Source organism: Caproicibacterium sp. XB2 (assembly GCF_044880635.1).
GTDB classification, from domain to species: domain Bacteria; phylum Bacillota; class Clostridia; order Oscillospirales; family Acutalibacteraceae; genus Caproicibacterium; species Caproicibacterium lactatifermentans.
Genome location: NZ_CP173227.1, coordinates 1,935,283 through 1,953,959, shown reverse-complemented (window position 1 = coordinate 1,953,959; position 18,677 = coordinate 1,935,283). Strand labels below are relative to the sequence as shown.

The 18,677-nt window shown below is 54.2% G+C and carries 20 protein-coding genes and 1 riboswitch; of the genes, 14 read left to right on the top strand and 6 right to left on the bottom strand.

Translation table 11 applies throughout. The annotated features are described in order from the left end of the window. Positions 1-40: 40 nt before the first annotated feature. Positions 41-1,318, top strand: a complete 1,278-nt coding sequence (locus tag ACIHKT_RS09740; protein WP_086036733.1) for a chloride channel protein — start codon at positions 41-43, stop codon at positions 1,316-1,318. 104 nt (positions 1,319-1,422) lie between these two features. Here ACIHKT_RS09740 and mnmA read toward each other — a convergent pair whose 3' ends face one another. Together mnmA and ACIHKT_RS09730 are read right to left on the bottom strand one after the other, a co-directional pair. Continuing rightward, positions 1,423-2,523, bottom strand: a complete 1,101-nt coding sequence (gene mnmA / locus ACIHKT_RS09735; RefSeq protein WP_086036732.1) for a tRNA 2-thiouridine(34) synthase MnmA — start codon at positions 2,521-2,523, stop codon at positions 1,423-1,425. Further along, positions 2,520-3,062, bottom strand: a complete 543-nt coding sequence (locus ACIHKT_RS09730) for a hypothetical protein (RefSeq protein WP_404352448.1) — start codon at positions 3,060-3,062, stop codon at positions 2,520-2,522. Before ACIHKT_RS09730 ends, mnmA begins: the two co-directional genes overlap by 4 nt. Positions 3,063-3,323: 261 nt before the next feature. Between ACIHKT_RS09730 and ACIHKT_RS09725 the strand changes: the two genes are divergently transcribed. Further along, positions 3,324-3,977 (top strand): CpXC domain-containing protein, encoded by a 654-nt coding sequence (locus tag ACIHKT_RS09725; RefSeq protein WP_086036730.1) that lies wholly within the window; start codon positions 3,324-3,326, stop codon positions 3,975-3,977. Between the two features lie 97 nt (positions 3,978-4,074). Here the strand turns inward: ACIHKT_RS09725 and ACIHKT_RS09720 are convergent, their stop codons facing one another. Further along, positions 4,075-4,374, bottom strand: coding sequence for an RNA polymerase sigma factor (locus tag ACIHKT_RS09720; protein WP_086036729.1), 300 nt, complete (start codon positions 4,372-4,374; stop codon positions 4,075-4,077). Further along, on the bottom strand, positions 4,371-4,574 hold the full coding sequence (locus tag ACIHKT_RS09715) for a hypothetical protein (protein WP_157659002.1): 204 nt from the start codon (positions 4,572-4,574) through the stop codon (positions 4,371-4,373). Before ACIHKT_RS09715 ends, ACIHKT_RS09720 begins: the two co-directional genes overlap by 4 nt. Before the next feature lie 746 nt (positions 4,575-5,320). On the opposite strand from ACIHKT_RS09715, the gene trpB reads away from it, so the two are divergent. The 6 genes from trpB (at position 5,321) to pflB (ending at position 12,239) form a co-directional block, all read left to right on the top strand. Beyond that, positions 5,321-6,505, top strand: a complete 1,185-nt coding sequence (trpB, locus tag ACIHKT_RS09710; protein WP_086036728.1) for a tryptophan synthase subunit beta — start codon at positions 5,321-5,323, stop codon at positions 6,503-6,505. Then, positions 6,502-7,278, top strand: coding sequence for a tryptophan synthase subunit alpha (gene trpA, locus ACIHKT_RS09705; RefSeq protein WP_086036727.1), 777 nt, complete (start codon positions 6,502-6,504; stop codon positions 7,276-7,278). The genes trpB and trpA overlap by 4 nt, the downstream gene beginning before the upstream one ends. Positions 7,279-7,386: 108 nt before the next feature. Further along, the gene (locus tag ACIHKT_RS09700; protein ID WP_157659001.1) at positions 7,387-7,701 is read left to right on the top strand and encodes a hypothetical protein; all 315 of its coding nucleotides are present in this window, start codon (positions 7,387-7,389) and stop codon (positions 7,699-7,701) included. Between the two features lie 165 nt (positions 7,702-7,866). Further along, on the top strand, positions 7,867-9,060 hold the full coding sequence (locus ACIHKT_RS09695; RefSeq protein WP_404352896.1) for an aminotransferase class I/II-fold pyridoxal phosphate-dependent enzyme: 1,194 nt from the start codon (positions 7,867-7,869) through the stop codon (positions 9,058-9,060). A gap of 51 nt (positions 9,061-9,111) precedes the next feature. Then, positions 9,112-9,190: riboswitch (ZMP/ZTP riboswitch) on the top strand. A 59-nt stretch (positions 9,191-9,249) separates the two neighbouring features. Further along, the gene (gene pflA / locus ACIHKT_RS09690; RefSeq protein ID WP_086036725.1) at positions 9,250-10,011 is read left to right on the top strand and encodes a pyruvate formate-lyase-activating protein; all 762 of its coding nucleotides are present in this window, start codon (positions 9,250-9,252) and stop codon (positions 10,009-10,011) included. Next, positions 10,008-12,239, top strand: coding sequence for a formate C-acetyltransferase (pflB, locus tag ACIHKT_RS09685; RefSeq protein WP_086036724.1), 2,232 nt, complete (start codon positions 10,008-10,010; stop codon positions 12,237-12,239). The genes pflA and pflB overlap by 4 nt, the downstream gene beginning before the upstream one ends. A gap of 80 nt (positions 12,240-12,319) precedes the next feature. On the opposite strand, the gene ACIHKT_RS09680 is transcribed toward pflB, so the two are convergent. Together ACIHKT_RS09680 and ACIHKT_RS09675 are read right to left on the bottom strand one after the other, a co-directional pair. Continuing rightward, complete coding sequence (locus ACIHKT_RS09680; protein WP_086036723.1) at positions 12,320-12,538, bottom strand: hypothetical protein; 219 nt, start codon at positions 12,536-12,538, stop codon at positions 12,320-12,322. A gap of 57 nt (positions 12,539-12,595) precedes the next feature. After that, positions 12,596-13,651, bottom strand: coding sequence for a hypothetical protein (locus ACIHKT_RS09675; protein ID WP_174193591.1), 1,056 nt, complete (start codon positions 13,649-13,651; stop codon positions 12,596-12,598). 118 nt (positions 13,652-13,769) lie between these two features. Here ACIHKT_RS09675 and ACIHKT_RS09670 point away from each other — a divergent pair, with 118 nt between their 5' ends. From ACIHKT_RS09670 to era, 6 genes are all read left to right on the top strand, one after another. Next, the gene (locus tag ACIHKT_RS09670) at positions 13,770-14,060 is read left to right on the top strand and encodes a YabP/YqfC family sporulation protein (RefSeq protein WP_086036721.1); all 291 of its coding nucleotides are present in this window, start codon (positions 13,770-13,772) and stop codon (positions 14,058-14,060) included. Then, complete coding sequence (locus tag ACIHKT_RS09665; RefSeq protein WP_157659000.1) at positions 14,057-15,244, top strand: sporulation protein YqfD; 1,188 nt, start codon at positions 14,057-14,059, stop codon at positions 15,242-15,244. Before ACIHKT_RS09670 ends, ACIHKT_RS09665 begins: the two co-directional genes overlap by 4 nt. A gap of 223 nt (positions 15,245-15,467) precedes the next feature. Further along, positions 15,468-16,457 (top strand): PhoH family protein, encoded by a 990-nt coding sequence (locus ACIHKT_RS09660; RefSeq protein ID WP_086036719.1) that lies wholly within the window; start codon positions 15,468-15,470, stop codon positions 16,455-16,457. Then, positions 16,429-16,935 (top strand): rRNA maturation RNase YbeY, encoded by a 507-nt coding sequence (ybeY, locus tag ACIHKT_RS09655; protein WP_174403057.1) that lies wholly within the window; start codon positions 16,429-16,431, stop codon positions 16,933-16,935. Before ACIHKT_RS09660 ends, ybeY begins: the two co-directional genes overlap by 29 nt. A 57-nt stretch (positions 16,936-16,992) precedes the next feature. Next, complete coding sequence (locus ACIHKT_RS09650; RefSeq protein ID WP_086036717.1) at positions 16,993-17,478, top strand: diacylglycerol kinase family protein; 486 nt, start codon at positions 16,993-16,995, stop codon at positions 17,476-17,478. Between the two features lie 55 nt (positions 17,479-17,533). Beyond that, entirely contained in the window at positions 17,534-18,457 is a 924-nt protein-coding gene (gene era, locus ACIHKT_RS09645; protein WP_086036907.1) for a GTPase Era, read from the top strand. The last annotated feature ends 220 nt before the right edge of the window (positions 18,458-18,677 follow it).

The following is an 18,677-nucleotide window of genomic DNA, read 5'->3' as shown; positions in this document are numbered from 1 at the left end:
AGCGGACCGGGACCGAACAGGAAGGGGAAATCTGGCGACAATGGACGAAGAGAAAAAAGAAAATTTGAAGCAGCGTGCCAAGCATAACGGTCAACGGCTAAAGGCCTTCTTCTGCTGGGTGCTGCTCAGTGTCGGAATTGGCGCTGTCATTGGTGGCGGTGTAGGCACACTGTTTTATTATACTTTGCAGTGGTGTACGCAAATCCGTATGCAGCATAGCTGGCTATTGTATTTATTGCCGCTGGGCGGCTTGTTTATCGTGTGGCTGTACCATATCTGCGGTGTCAAAAAAAGCCGCGGTACAGATTTGGTGCTGCTGGCTATCCGCTCGCCACAGCCGCTGCCCGCGCGCATGGCACCATTGATTTTTGCGGCGACCGGCATTACACACTTGTTCGGCGGTTCCGCCGGACGCGAGGGTGCGGCCCTGCAGATTGGCGGCAGCCTTGCCTACGGCACGGGACGCCTTTTTAAGCTGGACGAAAAATCCCTGCATATAGTGACTATGTGCGGTATGGGCGCCGTCTTTTCGGCACTGTTTGGCATGCCGGTTGTAGCGGGCGTTTTTGCGCTGGAGGTTATCAGTGTAGGGGAAATGTACTATTCGGCGCTGGTGCCGGTGTGCATTTCCAGTGTGCTGGCTTCCGGCATTGCGCAGAAACTCGGTGCCAAGCCGGCGCACTTTGTGATTGCCGCTATGCCTGGCGGTATTCATTTGCAGACGGCGATGCAGACAGCACTGCTGGCGGCGCTGTGCGGGCTGGTAGCGATTCTGTTCTGTCGCGTGCTGCATCTGGCAGGAAAACTTTACACACGGTTCCTTCCCAATCAGTATATCCGGGTGCTGGTAGGCAGCGCGCTGATTATCGGTATTACACTGCTGGCGGGCACAACGGACTACGAGGGCGCCGGCGGCAATGTCATTGCGCGGGCAATCTGCGGACAAGCTCGGCCGGAAGCGTTTCTCATGAAAATACTGCTGACAGCGCTGACACTGGGTGCTGGCTTTAAGGGCGGCGAAATTGTGCCCAGCTTCTTTATCGGCGCAACGTTCGGTTGCTGGATGGGTGGCCTGCTGGGGCTAAATCCCGGGTTAGCTGCCGCCATTGGGCTTATCAGCCTGTTCTGCGGCGTAGTCAACTGCCCCATTACAGCCCTGCTGCTGGGCTGCTCGATGTTTGGCTACAGCGGTGCACCGTACTTTTTCCTAGCCTGCGCCATTTCCTATGCGCTTTCCGGATATACAGGCCTTTATGCGGAACAGACTATTTTGTACAGTAAATTTCATGCGAAATTTATCAATAAAAAAGCGGAATAAACGGCCGCTTCTGCGAACAGAACATGAAAAAAGCACAGGCGTATGGCAAAAAGCGAGGGGTGCTTTTTACCGAATGTCTGTGCTTTTATTTCAGTTTTACAAGGCTATATGTCAGCGGGCGGCAGGTCCGGAAAACCCTGCTGAATCACACCACCGCCCAGCAGCAGCGGACCATCATACAGCACAGCGGCCTGCCCGGGAGCGGCAGCACGCTGCGACGTGTCGAAAGTTAGGAGCAGGGAGCCGTCCGGCCGGGGGGAAGCCAGCGCTGCTGCCGGCTTTGCCAGGTAGCGTATTTTTACCTGTACGCGCAGGGGCCTGTCCGGTGCGGGAATGGATACCCAGTTGATTTCCTTTGCCAGCAGGGAACGGCTATACTGGCTGCCCTCCGGACCGAGGACAATGCGGTTGTTTTTGGCGTCCAGATGGGTGACGTACATGGGCTGTCCAAAGGCAATGCCCAACCCTTTGCGCTGTCCAACCGTGTAATGCGTCAGCCCGCGGTGTCGGCCGAGGATGTGGCCGCTTTGGTCGACAAAGTCGCCAGGGGCGCTGTCATGCCCACAGTGGCGGCAGAGAAAGCCCGCATAGTCGTTGTCCGGCACAAAACAGATTTCCTGGCTGTCAGGCTTGTGGGCCACCGGCAGGCCGGCTTCCTCCGCTAGGCGGCGGACCTCCGGCTTCGGGAGACTGCCAAGCGGCAGCAGCGTGTGCGCAAGCTGATCCTGTGTCAAACTGTACAGCACATAGCTTTGGTCTTTGTTGGTGGGGGAGGCCAGCAGCTGCCAGCGGCCATTTTCACCCTTTTGTATGCTGGCGTAGTGTCCGGTGGCAATCGCATCACAGCCGAGTGTTTGTGCACGCTGCAGCATGGCGCCGAATTTCAGCCAGCGGTTGCAGCGAATACAGGGGTTCGGCGTGTGGCCGGCATTATACTCTGCGACAAAATTGTCAATGACTTTTTCTGAAAACAAGTCTGTAAAATTAAATACAAAATGGTCTATGCCGAGCGCATAGCAAACACGGCGCGCGTCCTGTACATCTTTGTAGGAGCAGCAGCCGCCGTCCCGCGGGGGAAAGGCGGGGTCGTCCAGATGCAGGCGCAGTGTGCAGCCGGTAACCTGCCAGCCCTGCTGCTGCAGCAAAAGAGCAGCAACGCTGCTGTCGACGCCGCCGCTCATACCAACTAATACTTTTCCTTTCACGCCTGTGGTTCCTCCGGAGCTGCCTCTTCATCGGCAGGCGTTACAGCAGGAGCAGCGGGTGTTTCCTGCGGATGGTTAGCACTGTCGCTTTCGGATGGAACTGGTTCGTCAGCCGGTGCGGCGTTCTGTGAATTATCCGCCGGTGTTTCCGGCTCAGTGGGAGCCCAGCCTTCAGCGACATCCGAGTCCATGCCGTACTGGCAGTTACCGCAGTCACTGTCACACTCAGTACATCTGTCTTTCTGCGCAGCTTCTGCGTCATTTTCTTCGCGGATTTCTTCCAAACGCTGGAACGCGTGCTTTAGACGGCGGTCACTTTCATCGATGGAATCGCACAGGGCTTCCGCTTCGGGGTTACCCTGACCGCGCATATGCTCATAGTAATATTTCCCCAGTGCAACGTAGGCACGGGCGCGTTCCTCGCGGTCATTCCGAATGACAATGCGCAGGCGGTTTACAACAGCGGTGCGGTGGTTTTTGTCCCGCAGGCCGCCGAATGTGTCGGAAATTTGTTTTCCAAGGTCGTTAAAAAGTCCCATAATACATCCCTCCATACCGCACAGGCGGAAATGCCGTGCGGAAAATAAGCGTTGCGGTACTCATAAACGAAAAGTTACATATCTATTATACCGCATCTTCATTTTTTTGAACAGTAAAAAAATGTGCGGATACAGTGTTTTCAGTGAAGGAATAAAAATTATGTCAAAAGGGGGTTTCTGGTAGGCATTCGGCGCGAAATGTGGTATAATAAACAGAATTCATTTGGAGAATGGGAATGAACACGGGGGTGTTTTTCTTTTATGTCTACACAGGTAAACAAGGACGTATGTTGTCCGCAGTGCGGCAAGCCGGTGCGCACCAAAATGTGGACTGGAATCAGCGCGGACACAGAGCCGCTTCTGCGGCAGAAAGTACGGGATGAAACACTGTTTGATTGGCAGTGCCCGCACTGCGGCTATCAGGCAGAGCTGGTCTATCCGTGCCTTTACCACGATAAAAATCACAAATTTATGATTTACCTGGTACCGGAGGGAAACGAAAAAAGTCTGCGGAAAGTGGAAGTAGACAAACGCTTCCCGCAGCTTGCCGGTGTCAAGAAGCGTGAAGTCGCTTCCCCCATGGAGTTAAAGGAAAAAGTGCTGATTTTTGAGGCCGGTTTGGACGACATGGGCGTTGAACTGGTGAAGTCCGGTCTGGCGGGCATTGTGGAAGAGCGCCAGCACGTATCCGTGGAGGCAGGCTGTTTTTGCTTTGCCAATACGGAAGCGGACCGTATGGGTTTTGTCTTTTTCATTGACGGAAAAGAAGAGCCAATCAAAAAAGCCACCCGCTTTGCTACTTACGAAAAAGCAATGGAAATCAGCCATGACTGCGGCGGTGAGCAGGGGGATGACTTTGTCCGCGTGGACGGCGGGGCTGCTGCCCGCGTACTGGAAACCTATCAGCGCACATAACAAAAAAATAAGCCCGCCCCAGACAGGGCAGGCTGTCAAAAAGGGCTTTCCGCTGTAAAAACAGCGGAAAGCCCTTTTGCTGTCGAACAAATGGAGTTTATGGTTTTTGCAGGAACTGACAGCTGTACTGCAGGGAACGCTGCAGCCGCCGGGAGGCACGCTTTAAGTGCCCGCATACGGTGGAGGGCGCAAGACCCATATCAGCGGCAATTTCCTGTATTTTCAGACCCGCCAGACGGCGCTCCGTGCAGGCACGCTGGCGGGGGGTTAGTTCCTGCCGGATGGCCAGACGCAGCGCACGACGCATGGCGATGCGTCTGGTGTCTGGTTCTTCCCGGTTTTGTGGTGTGCCGAGTTCCTGCGGCAGCAGGTCATAGCTTAAAATGCGGTGCCTCATGGCCGGCTCTCCTGCAGATGGCGCCCGGTTGCACGGCACTCAAGGTACATCTGATACAGCATACTTTCCCGCTGGGCGAACTTTTGACTTTCTTCCACACCTAGGGTGCGACTTTTCAGTGCTTTGCGAACAGGCAACAGGTGCTTTTTCAGTACCTCCGCTTCTTGCAAATACTCTTGTCCCCATTTCCAGTTATCCATATTCTTAACCACTCACTTTCTCTGTGCAGCGGAATCCCTCTAAATTCCATCTTACAAAACTTTGGAGTGATATGCAATACTTTTATGAACAAATGTTTGAACAAAGGGGAGCTGAGGTCCATTTTTGGACCTCAGCTCCCCTTTTTACGGGTAAATTTATGCAGAACAGGAACACATGGTCCCTTGAAAGGGCAAAAAAGGGCATGCCACAGGAAATCACCCTGCCGAGAAATTTTTCAGTTCCGGTAAAAAAGTGCAAAAAGCAGTTGACAAATTCTGTTCGCTGCGTATAATGGTAGCAAATCAAATATTACTTTAAACCGATGAAGTGGAGATAAAAACTGTCCATTGCCCGTACAGAGAGCCCGGGAAGCTGAGAACCGGACCGAAAGCAGGCAGTTAAATGGACCACTGAGGGCGCGGTCAAAGGCAGCTGAAAGCTGCCAAGTATTCCGCGACGCAGGGCCAGCGTAACGGGCCGGGAGTATGCTGGTACTCCCAATAAGTGTGCGGCACTTTGCCGCGAAACAAGGTGGCACCGCGAGCCGAGAATTTTTAAGGCCCGTCCTTGGCGGATAGATTATATTCTGTCTGCCCGGGACGGGCCTTTTTGCGTTCTTTCCCGGGGACAAAAACTGTGGGAGGGACAAATATGCCGAAACCATATTTGTGGGAGACGGGCCGATATACAGCTGAACGGCCGCAAAGACCCAAAAAAATAGATGGTATGATTAGGAGGCTGCGCAATGGCTAAAGGAAGATTTGGCATTCACGGCGGGCAGTATGTGCCCGAAACACTGATGAGTGAGCTGAAAAGGCTGGAAGAAGCCTATCTGTACTACAAAGAGGACCCGGCGTTTCAGGAGGAACTGCATACTCTGCTGTGCGGTTATGCAAACCGGCCGTCACTGCTTTACTATGCGGAGAAAATGACCAAGGACCTCGGCGGCGCAAAGATTTACCTGAAGCGTGAGGACCTGAACCATACCGGTTCCCATAAAATCAACAATGTGCTGGGGCAGGTACTGCTGGCAAAACGCATGGGAAAGACACGCATTATCGCCGAGACCGGCGCGGGACAGCACGGTGTCGCCGCCGCGACCGGTGCCGCCCTGTTGGGCATGGAATGTGAAGTGTTCATGGGGGAAAAGGATACCGAGCGGCAGGCGCTGAACGTGTATCGCATGGAACTGCTGGGTGCAAAGGTTCACCCGGTGACCAGCGGCACCGGCACCCTAAAAGACGCCATTAACGAGGCCATGCGGGAGTGGGCCAGCCGTGTGGACGACACTGCCTATATCATCGGTTCTGTCATGGGGCCACACCCGTACCCAACCATGGTGCGTGACTTCCAGAGCGTTATCAGCAGGGAAGCACACCGGCAAATTTTAAAAATTCAGGGCAAACTTCCGGATGCTGTGCTGGCCTGTGTGGGCGGTGGCAGCAACGCTATGGGAATGTTTTATCATTTCATTCCCGACAAAGAGGTTCGTCTCATCGGCTGTGAGGCCGCGGGGCGCGGCGTAGACACCGCACAGACTGCCGCCACCATGGGAACCGGAAAACTCGGCGTTTTTCACGGCATGAAGTCCTATTTCTGTCAGAACCGGTACGGCCAGATTTCACAGGTCTACTCCATTTCCGCTGGGCTGGACTACCCCGGCGTTGGTCCAGAGCACGCCTATCTGCGTGACATCGGCCGGGCACAGTATGTGCCGGTTACGGACGACGAGGCCGTGAACGCATTTGAGTACATTGCCCGTATCGAGGGCATTATCTGCGCGATTGAAAGTGCGCACGCGGTGGCCTACGCCATGAAGCTGGCACCCACCATGCGCAAAGACCAGAGCATGATTATCTGCCTTTCCGGCAGAGGAGATAAAGACGTGGTGTCCATTGCCCGCTATCGAGGGAGGGACTTGACAGAATGAACAGAATACACAAGGCTTTTGAAAACGGAAAAGCACTTATTGGGTTTATTACAGCAGGTGACCCGTCCCTTGAAAAAACAGAGGAATATATCCTGCAAATGGTTAGGGCCGGCTGTGACCTGGTGGAAATCGGCATCCCATTTTCGGACCCTATCGCCGAGGGAATTGTCATTCAGGAAGCTGACCTGCGCGCGCTGCAGGCCGACACGACCACGGACGGTGTTTTTGACATGGTAGAGGACCTGCGGCAAAAGACTGATGTGCCGCTGGTCTTTATGACCTACTACAATCCGGTCTTCAGCTACGGCAATGAGCGCTTCTTTGACCGGTGCCGCAAAGTCGGCATAGATGGTATCATTGTACCGGACCTGCCGTATGAGGAAAAGGGAGAGATTCAGGAAACCGCCCGTAAAAATGATGTGAAAGTGATTTCCATGATTGTACCCACTTCCCATGAGCGTATTCGCCGCATTACGGGGGATTCCGAGGGATTCTTGTATATTGTTTCCTCCATGGGTGTAACCGGTATGCGCAGCCAGATTAACACCGGCCTTGCCTCTATTCTGAAAGAGGCACGGGAAAGCACACAGACACCGGCGGCGGTCGGTTTTGACATCAATACACCGGAGCAGGTAAAGAAAATTGGCAGCATTGCGGACGGCGTCATCGTTGGCAGTGCCATTGTTAAGTTGGCAGAGAGGTATGGGGACAATGCCGGCGGGCATATCTATGCGTATGTCAAATCCATGAAGGACATTTTGAGGGAAATATGAGTATGGGAGGCTTTTCACTGTTTGTTTTCAGAATGTTCGCAATTTGTCTGTTTTCTGTCCACAGAAACTGCCTACGATAAAAAGCAAACAGGGAAGGAGGCGGCAGCTTTGAGAAAAATGCTTCTGCGAAAAACGGACGGTTCCGAAAAAGAGGTTACCGGGCGGGAGTGGCGCCGCCGCCACAGAGGTGGCAGCCGGAAGGATATGACGGCGCTGTTGTATGCCCTGCTGGCGGCTTTTTCCGGCGCCGGTGTTGGCTGCCTGACGGGGCTTGCGTTTCCAACGTATGATTTGGTCGGCCTGCCGCATATCTCTGCGGCCGCGCTGGAAATTGGATTATTGCTGGGTGCTGCGGTGGGGCTTGTTACGCTGCAGCTTGTCCGTACCCTGCTGAAAAGATGGAAAAAAGCAAAGAAACCATAAAAAAGCGGAACTGCTTCGGCGAAAATGGCCGGGTAGTCCCGCCTTTTGCATTTTAAAAAAACAAATGCTGCAAAAAGTTGACGAATGCTGTTCCTGCGTGTACAATTTCCGATAGACCTGCCATTCTTTCTTAGGCAGAACAGGAAGAGAGAATTTTTGTGGGCAATGAAAAAAGGGAGCGTGCAGGAATTGCAGTTTGCAAAGAGAATGGAACACTTCGGGGAGGGCGTCTTTTCGGAATTGCTGGCCCTGAAACAGAAAAAAGAAGCACAGGGAATGCAGGTCATTGACCTGAGCGTCGGCACACCGAATATCCCGCCGGTGGAGGCTATCCGCCGGGTGCTGGCGGAGTCCGCGCTAGACCCGACACAGTATATTTATGCCATCAGCGACACGGAAGCACTGCAGCAGGCAGTGGCGCAGTGGTACAGCCGCCGCTACCAGGTAAAGCTGGACCCGAACACACAGGTATGTTCCCTGCTGGGTTCACAGGAGGGCCTGACGCATATTGCCCTGTCCATTGCGGACCCGGGTGATACTGTGCTGGTACCGGACCCGTGCTATCCAGCTTTCAGCTGCGGGCCAATGCTGGCAGGAGCCAAGCTCTGCTGGATGCCCCTAAAAAAAGAGAACAATTACTTAATCGATTTTGACGCGATTCCGGAAGCAGATGCGAAGGCGGCCAAGCTGATGGTGGTGTCTTACCCCAATAACCCGACCACGGCACTTGCCCCCGACTGGTTTTATGAAAAGCTCATTGCTTTTGCCAAAAAGTACGATATTATTGTGCTGCATGATAACGCCTACAGTGAATTGGTGTTTGACGGCGTTCACTGCGGCAGCTTCCTGCGGTTCCCGGGTGCCGCCGATGTCGGTGTGGAATTTAACTCGCTGAGCAAGACCTACGGCATGGCCGGTGCGCGTGTGGGTTTCTGTGTCGGCAACGCGCAGATTGTTAAAATGCTGAAAACACTGAAGTCCAACCTGGATTACGGTATGTTCCTGCCGGTTCAAAAGGCTGCGGCTGCTGCCATTACCGGGGATCAGTCCTGTGTGGAGCGTACCCGTGCCGCTTACGAAAAGCGCAGGGACGTGCTATGCAGTGCGTTTGAAGCTTTGGGCTGGCACTTTGCAAAGCCGGCGGCAACCATGTTCGTTTGGGCGGAAATTCCCGCAAAGTACGGCGAGGACGATACTCGCTTCGCACTGGAGCTTGCGGACAAGGCCGGTGTGCTGGTAACGCCGGGCAGTGCGTTTGGCCCCAGCGGAAAGGGTCATGTACGCATGGCCTTGGTGCAGGACGAAGAAGCTTTGCGGCAAGCCGCTGACCGTATGCGCAAAACGGATATTTTTGCGTAAAACCGAAAAAAGTACTTGACTTTCCGGCGAAAAGCCGGTATGCTGAAGCCATAGCAGCCATACGACTGACGGAAGTGGAGTATACCACATGGAGTATGGCCAAGAAGAGCCGACCGTCTGGGCAAGCACCCGGGCGGTCGGCCCTTTTTGCTCTTTTTGACCCCCGGAAGAGAAAAGGAGGGCAGAGATTTGATACTGGGAAACGTACATTCACTGGAAACCATGGGAATGGTGGACGGCCCGGGCATTCGTGTAGTGGTTTTTTTGCAGGGCTGCCGTCTGCGGTGTCTGTTTTGTCACAACCCGGACACATGGCAGGAACAGGGCGGCACCCAGATGACGCCGGAAGAAGTGACACGGAAAGTTCTGCGCTGCCGGCCCTACTTTTCACGCGGCGGCGGTGTTACCTTTTCCGGAGGTGAGCCGCTTCTGCAGCCGGAGTTCCTGCTGGAAACGCTGCAGCTGTGCAAAAAAGCGGGCATCCACACCTGCTTGGACACTGCCGGATACGGCTGCGGCAGCTATGACGAGATTCTGCAATACACCGATTTGGTCCTGTATGATGTGAAGCAGATTACAGAGGAAAGCTATCACTGCATGACCGGACAAAGCTTAACCGAAACCACGCATTTTTTGGCTGCCGTCAAAAAAGCTGGTACACCGGTGTGGGTGCGCCATGTAGTCGTGCCGGGGCTGACGGATGGTGAGGCGCATATGCAGGCGCTGCGCACATTTATTGACAAAAAAGTACCCAATGTACAGAAAGTGGAGCTGCTGCCGTACCATCTGCTGGGCGTACACAAGTACAAGGTACTGGGCATTCCGTACCGGCTGGCCGGTACGCCAGCAATGGACCCATCCTTAACGGAACAGTGGCAGCGGTGCTATTTCCCAGTAAACAAAGGAGAAAGAAATCCGACACCAGAGCAAACGGGAGGTACTGTAAAATGAACAGTGCATGGAATGGTTTTCAGGAAGGCCGCTGGCAGCGGGAAATTGATGTACGCAGCTTCATTCAGAAAAACTATACACTTTACGAGGGAGACGAATCCTTTTTAACCGGCCCCACAGAGAAAACAGAAAAGGTCTGGGGAAAATGCACGGACCTTCTGCAAAAGGAACGGGAAAACGGCGGTATGCTGGACGTAGAAACCAAGCGTATTTCCGGCATCAACAATTTTGAGCCTGGTTATATCGACCGAGAAAACGAAGTGATTGTCGGCCTGCAGACGGACGCACCTCTAAAACGCATGGTGAACCCATACGGCGGTATGCGTATGGCAAAGGAAAGTTTGGAACAGTATGGCTATCAGCTGGACCCGGAAATTGAACGTCATTTTACCGCTTACCGCAAAACACACAACGACGGTGTGTTTGACGCTTATCCCAAACGTGTGCGGACGGCACGGCACGTCGGCCTGCTGACCGGCCTGCCGGATGCCTATGGCCGCGGCCGCATTATCGGTGATTACCGCCGGGTGGCGCTTTACGGTACCGATTACCTAATTGAGCAAAAGAAAAAAGACCACGCAGAATTGGACGGCCCTATGACAGAGGAGCGTATCCGTCTGTCGGAAGAAGTCAGCGAGCAGGTCCGTGCACTGCGGGAAATGACCAAAATAGCGGCGTCCTACGGGGTGGATATTTCCAAACCGGCGGCGACGGCACAGCAGGCAGTACAGGCAGTTTACATGGGATACCTTGCCGGTATCAAAGAAAACAACGGTGCCGCGACCAGCCTGGGACGCACTTCTACATTTTTGGACGTTTACATTCAGCGGGACCTTACGAACGGCACACTGACCGAGGCGGGCGCACAGGAGCTTGTGGACCAGTTCATTATTAAGCTGCGTTTGGTGCGGCATCTGCGTACGCCGGAATACAACGAACTTTTCGGCGGCGACCCCACTTGGGTGACAGAGTCCATCGGCGGTGTCGGCATGAATGGCCGTTCGCTGGTCACCAAAAATTCATACCGCTATCTGCATACACTTATCAACCTTGGCACTGCGCCGGAGCCGAACCTTACGGTTTTGTGGAGTGAGCACCTGCCGGAAGCGTTTAAACGCTACTGTGCCAAGATTTCCATTGCAACCGATTCTATTCAATATGAAAATGACGATATCATGCGGCCAATTTACGGCGATGATTACGGCATTGCCTGCTGTGTGTCCGCTATGAAGCTGGGAAAACAAATGCAGTTTTTCGGTGCGCGCTGCAACCTTGCAAAAAGCCTGCTGCTGGCCATTAACGGCGGCGTGGACGAGCGTATGGGTGAGCTGGTGGTGCCGGGCATTGCGCCGCTGAACGGCGATGTACTGGATTACAGTAAGGTTTGGGAAAACTACAAAAAAGTAATGCAGTATGTGGCACAGCTTTATACGGACGCGAATAATATTATTCATTTCATGCATGACAAGTATGCCTATGAAGCAAGCCAGATGGCCCTGCACGACACGAATGTGGAGCGGCTAATGGCGTTTGGCATTGCGGGGCTGTCCGTTGCGGCAGACTCCCTTTCTGCAATCAAATATGCGAAGGTGCATCCGGTACGCGACGAGCAGGGAATTGCCGTGGATTTTCGTACGGAGGGAACGTTCCCCCAGTACGGCAACGACGATGACCGTGCCGACGATTTGGCGGTGGATATTGTGGAATACTTTATCGGTGAGCTGAAAAAGCATCCGCTGTACCGCGGAGCAAAGCACACTATGTCGGCGCTAACGATTACCAGCAATGTGATGTATGGCAAAAAGACCGGCACCACACCGGACGGCCGCCGCCGCGGGGAACCGCTGGCACCGGGCGCTAACCCCATGCACGGCCGTGACCACTCCGGTGCGCTGGCATCCCTGAACAGCGTGGCGAAAATCCCGTACCGCAGTGTTTGTCAGGACGGCATCTCCAACACATTTTCGATTGTGCCGGTGGCACTGGGCAAAGATGAAACACAGCGGGAAGATAATTTGACGGCCCTGCTGGAGGGGTACTTTGCGCAGGGAGCCCACCACCTGAACGTCAATGTGATGAACCGTGAAACGCTGATAGACGCCATGAATCATCCTGAAAAGTACCCGACACTTACCATTCGTGTTTCGGGCTATGCGGTTAACTTTATCCGTCTTACCCGGGAACAGCAGGAAGAAGTCATTGCCCGTACCTTCCACGAAAGCGTCTGATATTATTAAAATTAAAAAATGAAATAGAAACAGCCGCAGTATCTTTAGAGAAGACACTGTGGCTGTTTTTCTGCTTTTTGTCAGAGCTTAAAATTTTCCGCGTCCGGCTTGGGAATCGGCGGCTGTACAGTAGGAACCCGCCGCAGCGGGTCATACCGGAAAAGGCAGCATCTGCCGCTTTCCGGGAATTCTCGTCCCAGCAGGCAGGAAAGGCAGGGCTGCGTACCTGCCGCGTGGGCACAGTAATCACACCGCGGTGGAATACTGCTGCTGAAAAAGCAGCTCGTCTGCACTTTCAAGGCGATTGGCCTCCTTCCATCTTCTACCAAATCAGGAATAAGACTATTTAAACATCATTATAGCATAGAATCCTGCCTGCCGCCACCATCCATTAACAGTGCGGCACACAGCACTACCAGCGCAATGCCCGCGGCAAGGCTGCCGGACAGCGCGGGCTGGCTTTGGGCAAAGCTGCCGAAAACATCGATTGAGGGTCCAGAGGGAACGGGTACCGGGGAAAACCGATTTGCAAAGGGCAGCACCATCAGCGCGGAAAGTCCGCCGTGCAAAATCCGGCACAGCCAAAACCGGCCAGTATGTACAGGAAAGGAAAGTCCCTGCAGGACCTGCAGGTGAACGCATAAACCGCCCCAGCCCAGCACCAGCGCAAAGCACCACAGCGGCGCGTGCAGTGCGCCAAGGGAGCGGCAGCCCAGCGTCACTTCACTTACACCAGCCAGCGCCGCCAATACGGGGCCGCTTAGGAACATTTTCAGTATACACAGGAAAGTACTGAATAAAATAACGAAACAGCACATCAATAGCATAGAAGCGGCCGCATCGCGCGCGGCCGCCAGCAGCGCCTTGCCGGGGCCGGGCCATTTTCCCTGTCGAGGGGGTGGGAACGGTTCCCGGTGGTGGCGCAGGCCAACCAGAATTCCAACCAAAAGGCCAGCACAAAGGTGAACAGCCAACAAAAGCCGTCCGCTGCGTGCGCTGCCGAGGAAACCAAGCCCGACCGCTGTGCAGATGAACGCCGGACCGCCATTGACGGAGAACAGCACCAGCCGTTCTGCCTGCTGGGCGGTCAGTTCGCCGCTTTCGTACAGGGCTTCTGCCCCGCGGGAGCCGGTGGGATAGCCGCCGACCATGCCCATAAGAATGGCTGGCGCAGCGGCAGGCGGCAGAGCGAACAGCCGCGCGAACGGTCCGCCGATGCGCTGACCGATGGCAGAAGCTGCCCCGCTTTTGATTAGAAACACGGTAATGACCAAAAATGGATACAGGGATGGAATCAGCACGGTTAGGCAGGTGGAAATACCCGCCGAGGCCCCCTGCGCGGCTGCCTTTGGAAAAACCAGCAAAGCTGCCGCCAAACAGAGAGCCGCCGTGCCCGCAGCTTTTCTGTACATACACAGCCCCCCTCTTTTTAAGAATATGCAGCAGGGGGACAGAATATTTATTGCCTATGTAGAAGGAAAAGTTTTCAACAATATTCTGATAAATGGTTGAAAAAGGAGGCGGAAAGTGATGCGGCTGCCGGAAAAACCGTCACTGCTGGTGCAGTCCGGTGAGAAATTGGAACTTGCCGGGAACAGGGAAGCAACCGTGGACGGCTGCGGCGGAGTACTGGAATATACCCAAAACGTAGTATGCATTCGTTACGGACACGGGGTGCTGCGGTTTGTCGGGCGCGGGCTGACGCTGCACAGTTTGGAACAGCATTCGTTAATTGTTTCCGGATACATTACGGAAATAGCTTACGCCGCACGCGGGGAACTGCTGACGCCGCTGCCGGAGAATGGAGGGGAGCAGCCATGAAACTGATGCGCTGGCTGATGGGCTGGGTACGGTTCCGCATTGTATCTCCCCATGGAGGTGAAATTTTTTTAAACTGCTGTACGCGGGCGGGCATTCATCTTTGGCAGGTGCGTCCGGGAAAGAAGGGAATGACTGCCTGCGTGCGGGCGGGTCAGTACCGCGTGCTTCGCAAGCCGGCCCGACAGGCACATGTGCGTCTGCGGGTCCAGCGGCGGTGCGGTCTGCCGCTGAAAATTGCACATCTGCGCGGCCGGCCGGGGCTGGCGGCGGGTGCGGCGCTGTTTTGTGTGGTGCTGCTGGGGCTGGGACAATTTTTTTGGACTGTGGAAATCTCCGGCTGCAAAAGCATTCCGGAAAAAGATATTCGGTCGGCGCTGCAGCAGCAGGGTATTGCGCCCGGCTGTGCAAAACGCGGATTTTCCGCGCGGGCGGTGCAGACGCGCCTAATGGAGAAGTTCCCAAACATCAGCTGGGTTAGTGTCAACGACCATGGCGGAGATGTGTATGTACAGCTGACGGAAAAAGATGAACAGCCGCCGGTTACGGACCAAAGGGGTTGGTATCAGCTGCAGGCGGTGCAAAGCGGCGTTGTTGTAGAAATGCATATCCATGCGGGGACTGCCAAAGTGCAGGTAGGTGACGGCGTTTCCCCGGGACAGCTGCTGGTTTCGCCGGTGGTGGAAAATAAAGATGAAAAATTTATGGCATTGTATCATGCTGCCGGCACCGTTATCGCGCAGACATCGCATACATTGACGGTGCAGATGCCGTTTGCCATACAGCACTGGGAGCCTGCCGGCCCGTCTGTTGAGCGGCGGGCACTGTCGGTTTTTGGGGTACAGCTGCCGCTTTCCATGCAGCTGCCGCCGAAAGGGAAAGTGCAGCGTTCCGGTGAGCGGACCGCCGTTCATCTGTGCGGAAAGGAACTGCCGCTCACTGTAACACGGGAGGTGCTGACACCGGTCCGACAGACAGTAGAAAAGCGTACGCGCCGGCAGGCGGAGGCGGAAGCGGTAAAAATGCTGGCCGTAAAAGAGAAAACAGACCTGCCCGGTGCCAAGGTGGTACAGCACCGCGATACCGTGAAAGAGGACAAAACAGGCATCACGGTTATACGAAAGCTGACCTGTCGGGAAAATATCGCTAAAGAAGTAAAAATCGCCGCGGATGGTTCGCCCGCGTAGGGGGAAAATGCAGGCGTGGAATTTTCTGCTCCGGTACAGCGGAAAAATTTGTTTTTTTGGCATTTTACACACAAAAAACTTGCAGAAAACCTAGTGACGCGGCTTGTGTTCTGTGGTATGATAATATAAATGTATTTTAACAGCTATTTTGTTTGATTATACTAAAAAATGCGGCTTTTTGAGATACCGCATTTGATTATTCGATAAGCATCAGGTGAAGTATTTGTTTGAAAAAAGGATACCTATAGACCGGATGGAACAGGCGTCCGCGCTGTTTGGCAGCATGGACGAAAACATCCGGCTTCTCGAAAAAGAATATGGTGTGTCGGTTGTTGCGCGGGACAGTGAAATTAAGGTTTCCGGCGAGCCGGAGGGTGTGGAGCGTGCTGTGCGTGCGGTCAACAGCCTTTTGTCACTGATTAACCGTGGAGAAACGCTGACCGAACAGAATGTGCGTTACTGCATGAGTTTAGTCAATGACGGCGCAGAGGAAAAAGTGCAGGCGCTGGCGGGGGACTGCATCTGCGTTACCTGCAAGGGAAAACCCATTAAGCCGAAAACACTGGGGCAGAAACGCTACTGCGCCGCGATTGCAAAGAACACAATTACCATTGGTGTAGGGCCTGCCGGTACCGGAAAGACCTATTTGGCGGTGGCAATGGCGGTCACGGCTTTCCGTGCACAGCAGGTTCAGCGCATCATTCTGACACGCCCCGCGGTGGAGGCCGGCGAAAAGCTAGGCTTCCTGCCGGGTGACCTTCAGCAGAAGGTAGACCCCTACCTGCGGCCGCTGTATGATGCCCTGTTCGATATGCTGGGGACGGAAACGTATCAGCGCTATGTGGAGCGCGGCAATATCGAAGTTGCGCCGCTCGCCTATATGCGCGGGCGTACGCTGGACGACAGCTTTATTATTCTGGACGAAGCACAGAACACAACGTCGGAGCAAATGAAAATGTTCCTCACGCGTCTTGGCTTTAACAGCCGCATGGTCATTACCGGTGATATTACACAGATAGACCTGCCGGACGGCCAAAAAAGCGGCCTGAAACAGGTTACAAAAATTCTGCGCGGTGTACCGGACATTGCGCAGGTCCAGTTTACCGGCCGCGATGTTGTGCGCCATAAATTGGTACAGGAAATTATAAAGGCATACGAAAAATATGAGGAGGCCAATACGAATCATGGAAAAAATTCGAGTCATGATAGATAATCGTCAAAAGGCAGTCAAAATTCCGACCGGGCTGCGTATGCTGGTGCGCCGCTGCTGCAATGCAGTCCTGCGTATGGAACATTTTACAGAGTCCGCTGAAATCAGTGTAATCTTTGTTGATAACGACCAGATACACAAGCTGAACAAACAGTACCGCGACGTGGACGCACCGACCGATGTGCTCAGTTTTCCGATGGGCGAGGACGGCGTATATGATACAGATTACTCCAATGGGGCAAAGATCCTCGGGGATATTGTTATCTCCATGGAAAAAGCAGTGGAGCAGGCGGAGCGCTATGGTCACGGTTTGGAACGGGAGGTCGGCTATCTGACTGCCCACAGCATGCTGCACCTTCTGGGTTATGACCATGAAGAGGGTATTCAGCGTGTGCATATGCGTGAAAAAGAAGAGCAGGTCATGGCGGAGCTGGGGCTGCCAAGCAGCAGCAGCTATGTGCTGGACGAGGACGATATCTAACTCCCCGTACGGGCAGCCGGCCTGCTGGAGGGAAGAAGAAAGCGTGGGAATGACAAAGTGCATTTACTGAAAAGCCTGCGCGCTGCCGGGCGGGGAATCCTTTTCTGCATCAATCAGGAACGTCACATGCGGTTTCACACGGTAGCCGCTTTTTATACACTTCTGTTTTCACCGTTCTTTCAGTTTGGGTGGATGGAATATGCGGTGCTGCTGTTGGCGATTGGCAGTGTCTGTGCGGCCGAGGTTTTTAATACAGCGGTCGAGGCTGCCTGTGACGCGGAAAACACCGCCTATAGCAGCAGCGTGCGCCGTGTTAAGGATATTGCGGCGGGAGCGGTGCTGATCAATGCCTGCTTTGCCGCCGGAGTGGGCATTTTTCTGTTTGGAAAGCCCACCTGCATCGCGGCAGGGTTCTGGTGGCTGTGCGGCCGACCGCTGCTACTGGTACTGCTGGCGCTTTCGGCAGCCGCGGCTGTCCTTTATGTGCACCTTGGCCCGAAACTGCTGGCGGACAAGCTGCGTGCATTTTTCCGCAGAAAATAGCAGGGTGGAAACGAAATTTTCCTGCCGGAATACGGCAGACAACAAGAGGTACTTTATGCCAAAAAACAAGAAAAATGAAAAATCAGCTTTTTTCGCCATTGTCGGCAGACCAAATGTCGGCAAAAGTTCGCTGATGAACCGGATGCTTGGCCAGAAAGTGGCTATTGTCAGCCGAAAGCCGCAGACAACACGCACCCGTATTATGGGCGTGCTGACAGAAGGGCCGGACCAGCTGGTCTTTCTGGACACCCCCGGGCTTTTAAAGCCACGGGACAGGCTGGGCGAATACATGGTGAAAAGCGTGACTTCCTCCGTTGCGGGTGTGGATGCGGCTTTGCTGGTGGTGGAAGCCGGTACCGGCATTTCTCCGGCGGACAAGGACCTGCTGGAACGGTTTCGGGGGCTGAAGCTGCCGGCGGTTTTATGCATCAATAAAATTGACCTGCTGCAGGATAAGACACGGTTAATTCCGCAGATTACCGAGCTGAGCGGAAAGTACCCCTTTGCGGCGGTCGTGCCGGTTTCGGCGCGCACCGGCGATGGTGTACAGGACCTAAAGGCTGAATTGAAAAAACTGAGCCAGCCGGGCGGACACCTGTTCCCGGACGATACCCTGACGGACCAGCCGGAACGTGTGCTGGCCGGCGAATTTGTGCGGGAGAAAATGCTGCGTCTGTTGGACAAAGAAGTGCCGCACGGCGTTGCTGTCGTGGTCACACATCTGAAAGAACGGGAAGACGGTTCCTGCCTGGACGTTGACGCGGACATTTACTGTGAGCGTGAAAACCATAAGGGAATCATCATCGGCAAAGGTGGCCGCATGATTCGGGAAATCGGCACGCAGGCTCGCCAGGAACTGGAACATTTTTACGGCATTAAAGTAAACCTGCAGCTGCAGGTGCAGGTAAAGCCAAATTGGCGCAACAAAGAGGCTGCGCTGCGCAGCTTTGGTTTTAATACCAAGGACCTTCTGCAGTAAACTTTTGCAGCGTATTTTACCATAAACGGCGGGCGAATGTCTGCCGAAAGGTGTCGAAAATTCTTTTATTTGCCACTCATAACCGTTCCCGCTGGTGCGCATACTGGTGATAAGCGTATGTGCTTGAAAATCAGAGCACACGGGAAAAGGAGTGAGCCGCAATGGACGAAAATACAGCCTGGTCCTGCTTTGTACAAACGGGCAGCGTACAGGATTATCT

Coding starts and splice junctions, on each gene's coding strand:
- ACIHKT_RS09670 (WP_086036721.1), top strand. CDS start 13,770: ATGCGGCTGCCGGAAAAACCGTCACTGCTGGTGCAGTCCGGTGAGAAA.
- ACIHKT_RS09715 (WP_157659002.1), bottom strand. CDS start 4,574: ATGGATAACTGGAAATGGGGACAAGAGTATTTGCAAGAAGCGGAGGTA.
- ACIHKT_RS09675 (WP_174193591.1), bottom strand. CDS start 13,651: ATGTACAGAAAAGCTGCGGGCACGGCGGCTCTCTGTTTGGCGGCAGCT.
- ACIHKT_RS09665 (WP_157659000.1), top strand. CDS start 14,057: ATGAAACTGATGCGCTGGCTGATGGGCTGGGTACGGTTCCGCATTGTA.
- ACIHKT_RS09725 (WP_086036730.1), top strand. CDS start 3,324: ATGTCTACACAGGTAAACAAGGACGTATGTTGTCCGCAGTGCGGCAAG.
- ACIHKT_RS09695 (WP_404352896.1), top strand. CDS start 7,867: ATGAAAAAAGGGAGCGTGCAGGAATTGCAGTTTGCAAAGAGAATGGAA.
- era (WP_086036907.1), top strand. CDS start 17,534: ATGCCAAAAAACAAGAAAAATGAAAAATCAGCTTTTTTCGCCATTGTC.
- pflB (WP_086036724.1), top strand. CDS start 10,008: ATGAACAGTGCATGGAATGGTTTTCAGGAAGGCCGCTGGCAGCGGGAA.
- ACIHKT_RS09730 (WP_404352448.1), bottom strand. CDS start 3,062: ATGGGACTTTTTAACGACCTTGGAAAACAAATTTCCGACACATTCGGC.
- trpA (WP_086036727.1), top strand. CDS start 6,502: ATGAACAGAATACACAAGGCTTTTGAAAACGGAAAAGCACTTATTGGG.
- ACIHKT_RS09720 (WP_086036729.1), bottom strand. CDS start 4,374: ATGAGGCACCGCATTTTAAGCTATGACCTGCTGCCGCAGGAACTCGGC.
- ybeY (WP_174403057.1), top strand. CDS start 16,429: ATGGAAAAAATTCGAGTCATGATAGATAATCGTCAAAAGGCAGTCAAA.
- ACIHKT_RS09740 (WP_086036733.1), top strand. CDS start 41: ATGGACGAAGAGAAAAAAGAAAATTTGAAGCAGCGTGCCAAGCATAAC.
- trpB (WP_086036728.1), top strand. CDS start 5,321: ATGGCTAAAGGAAGATTTGGCATTCACGGCGGGCAGTATGTGCCCGAA.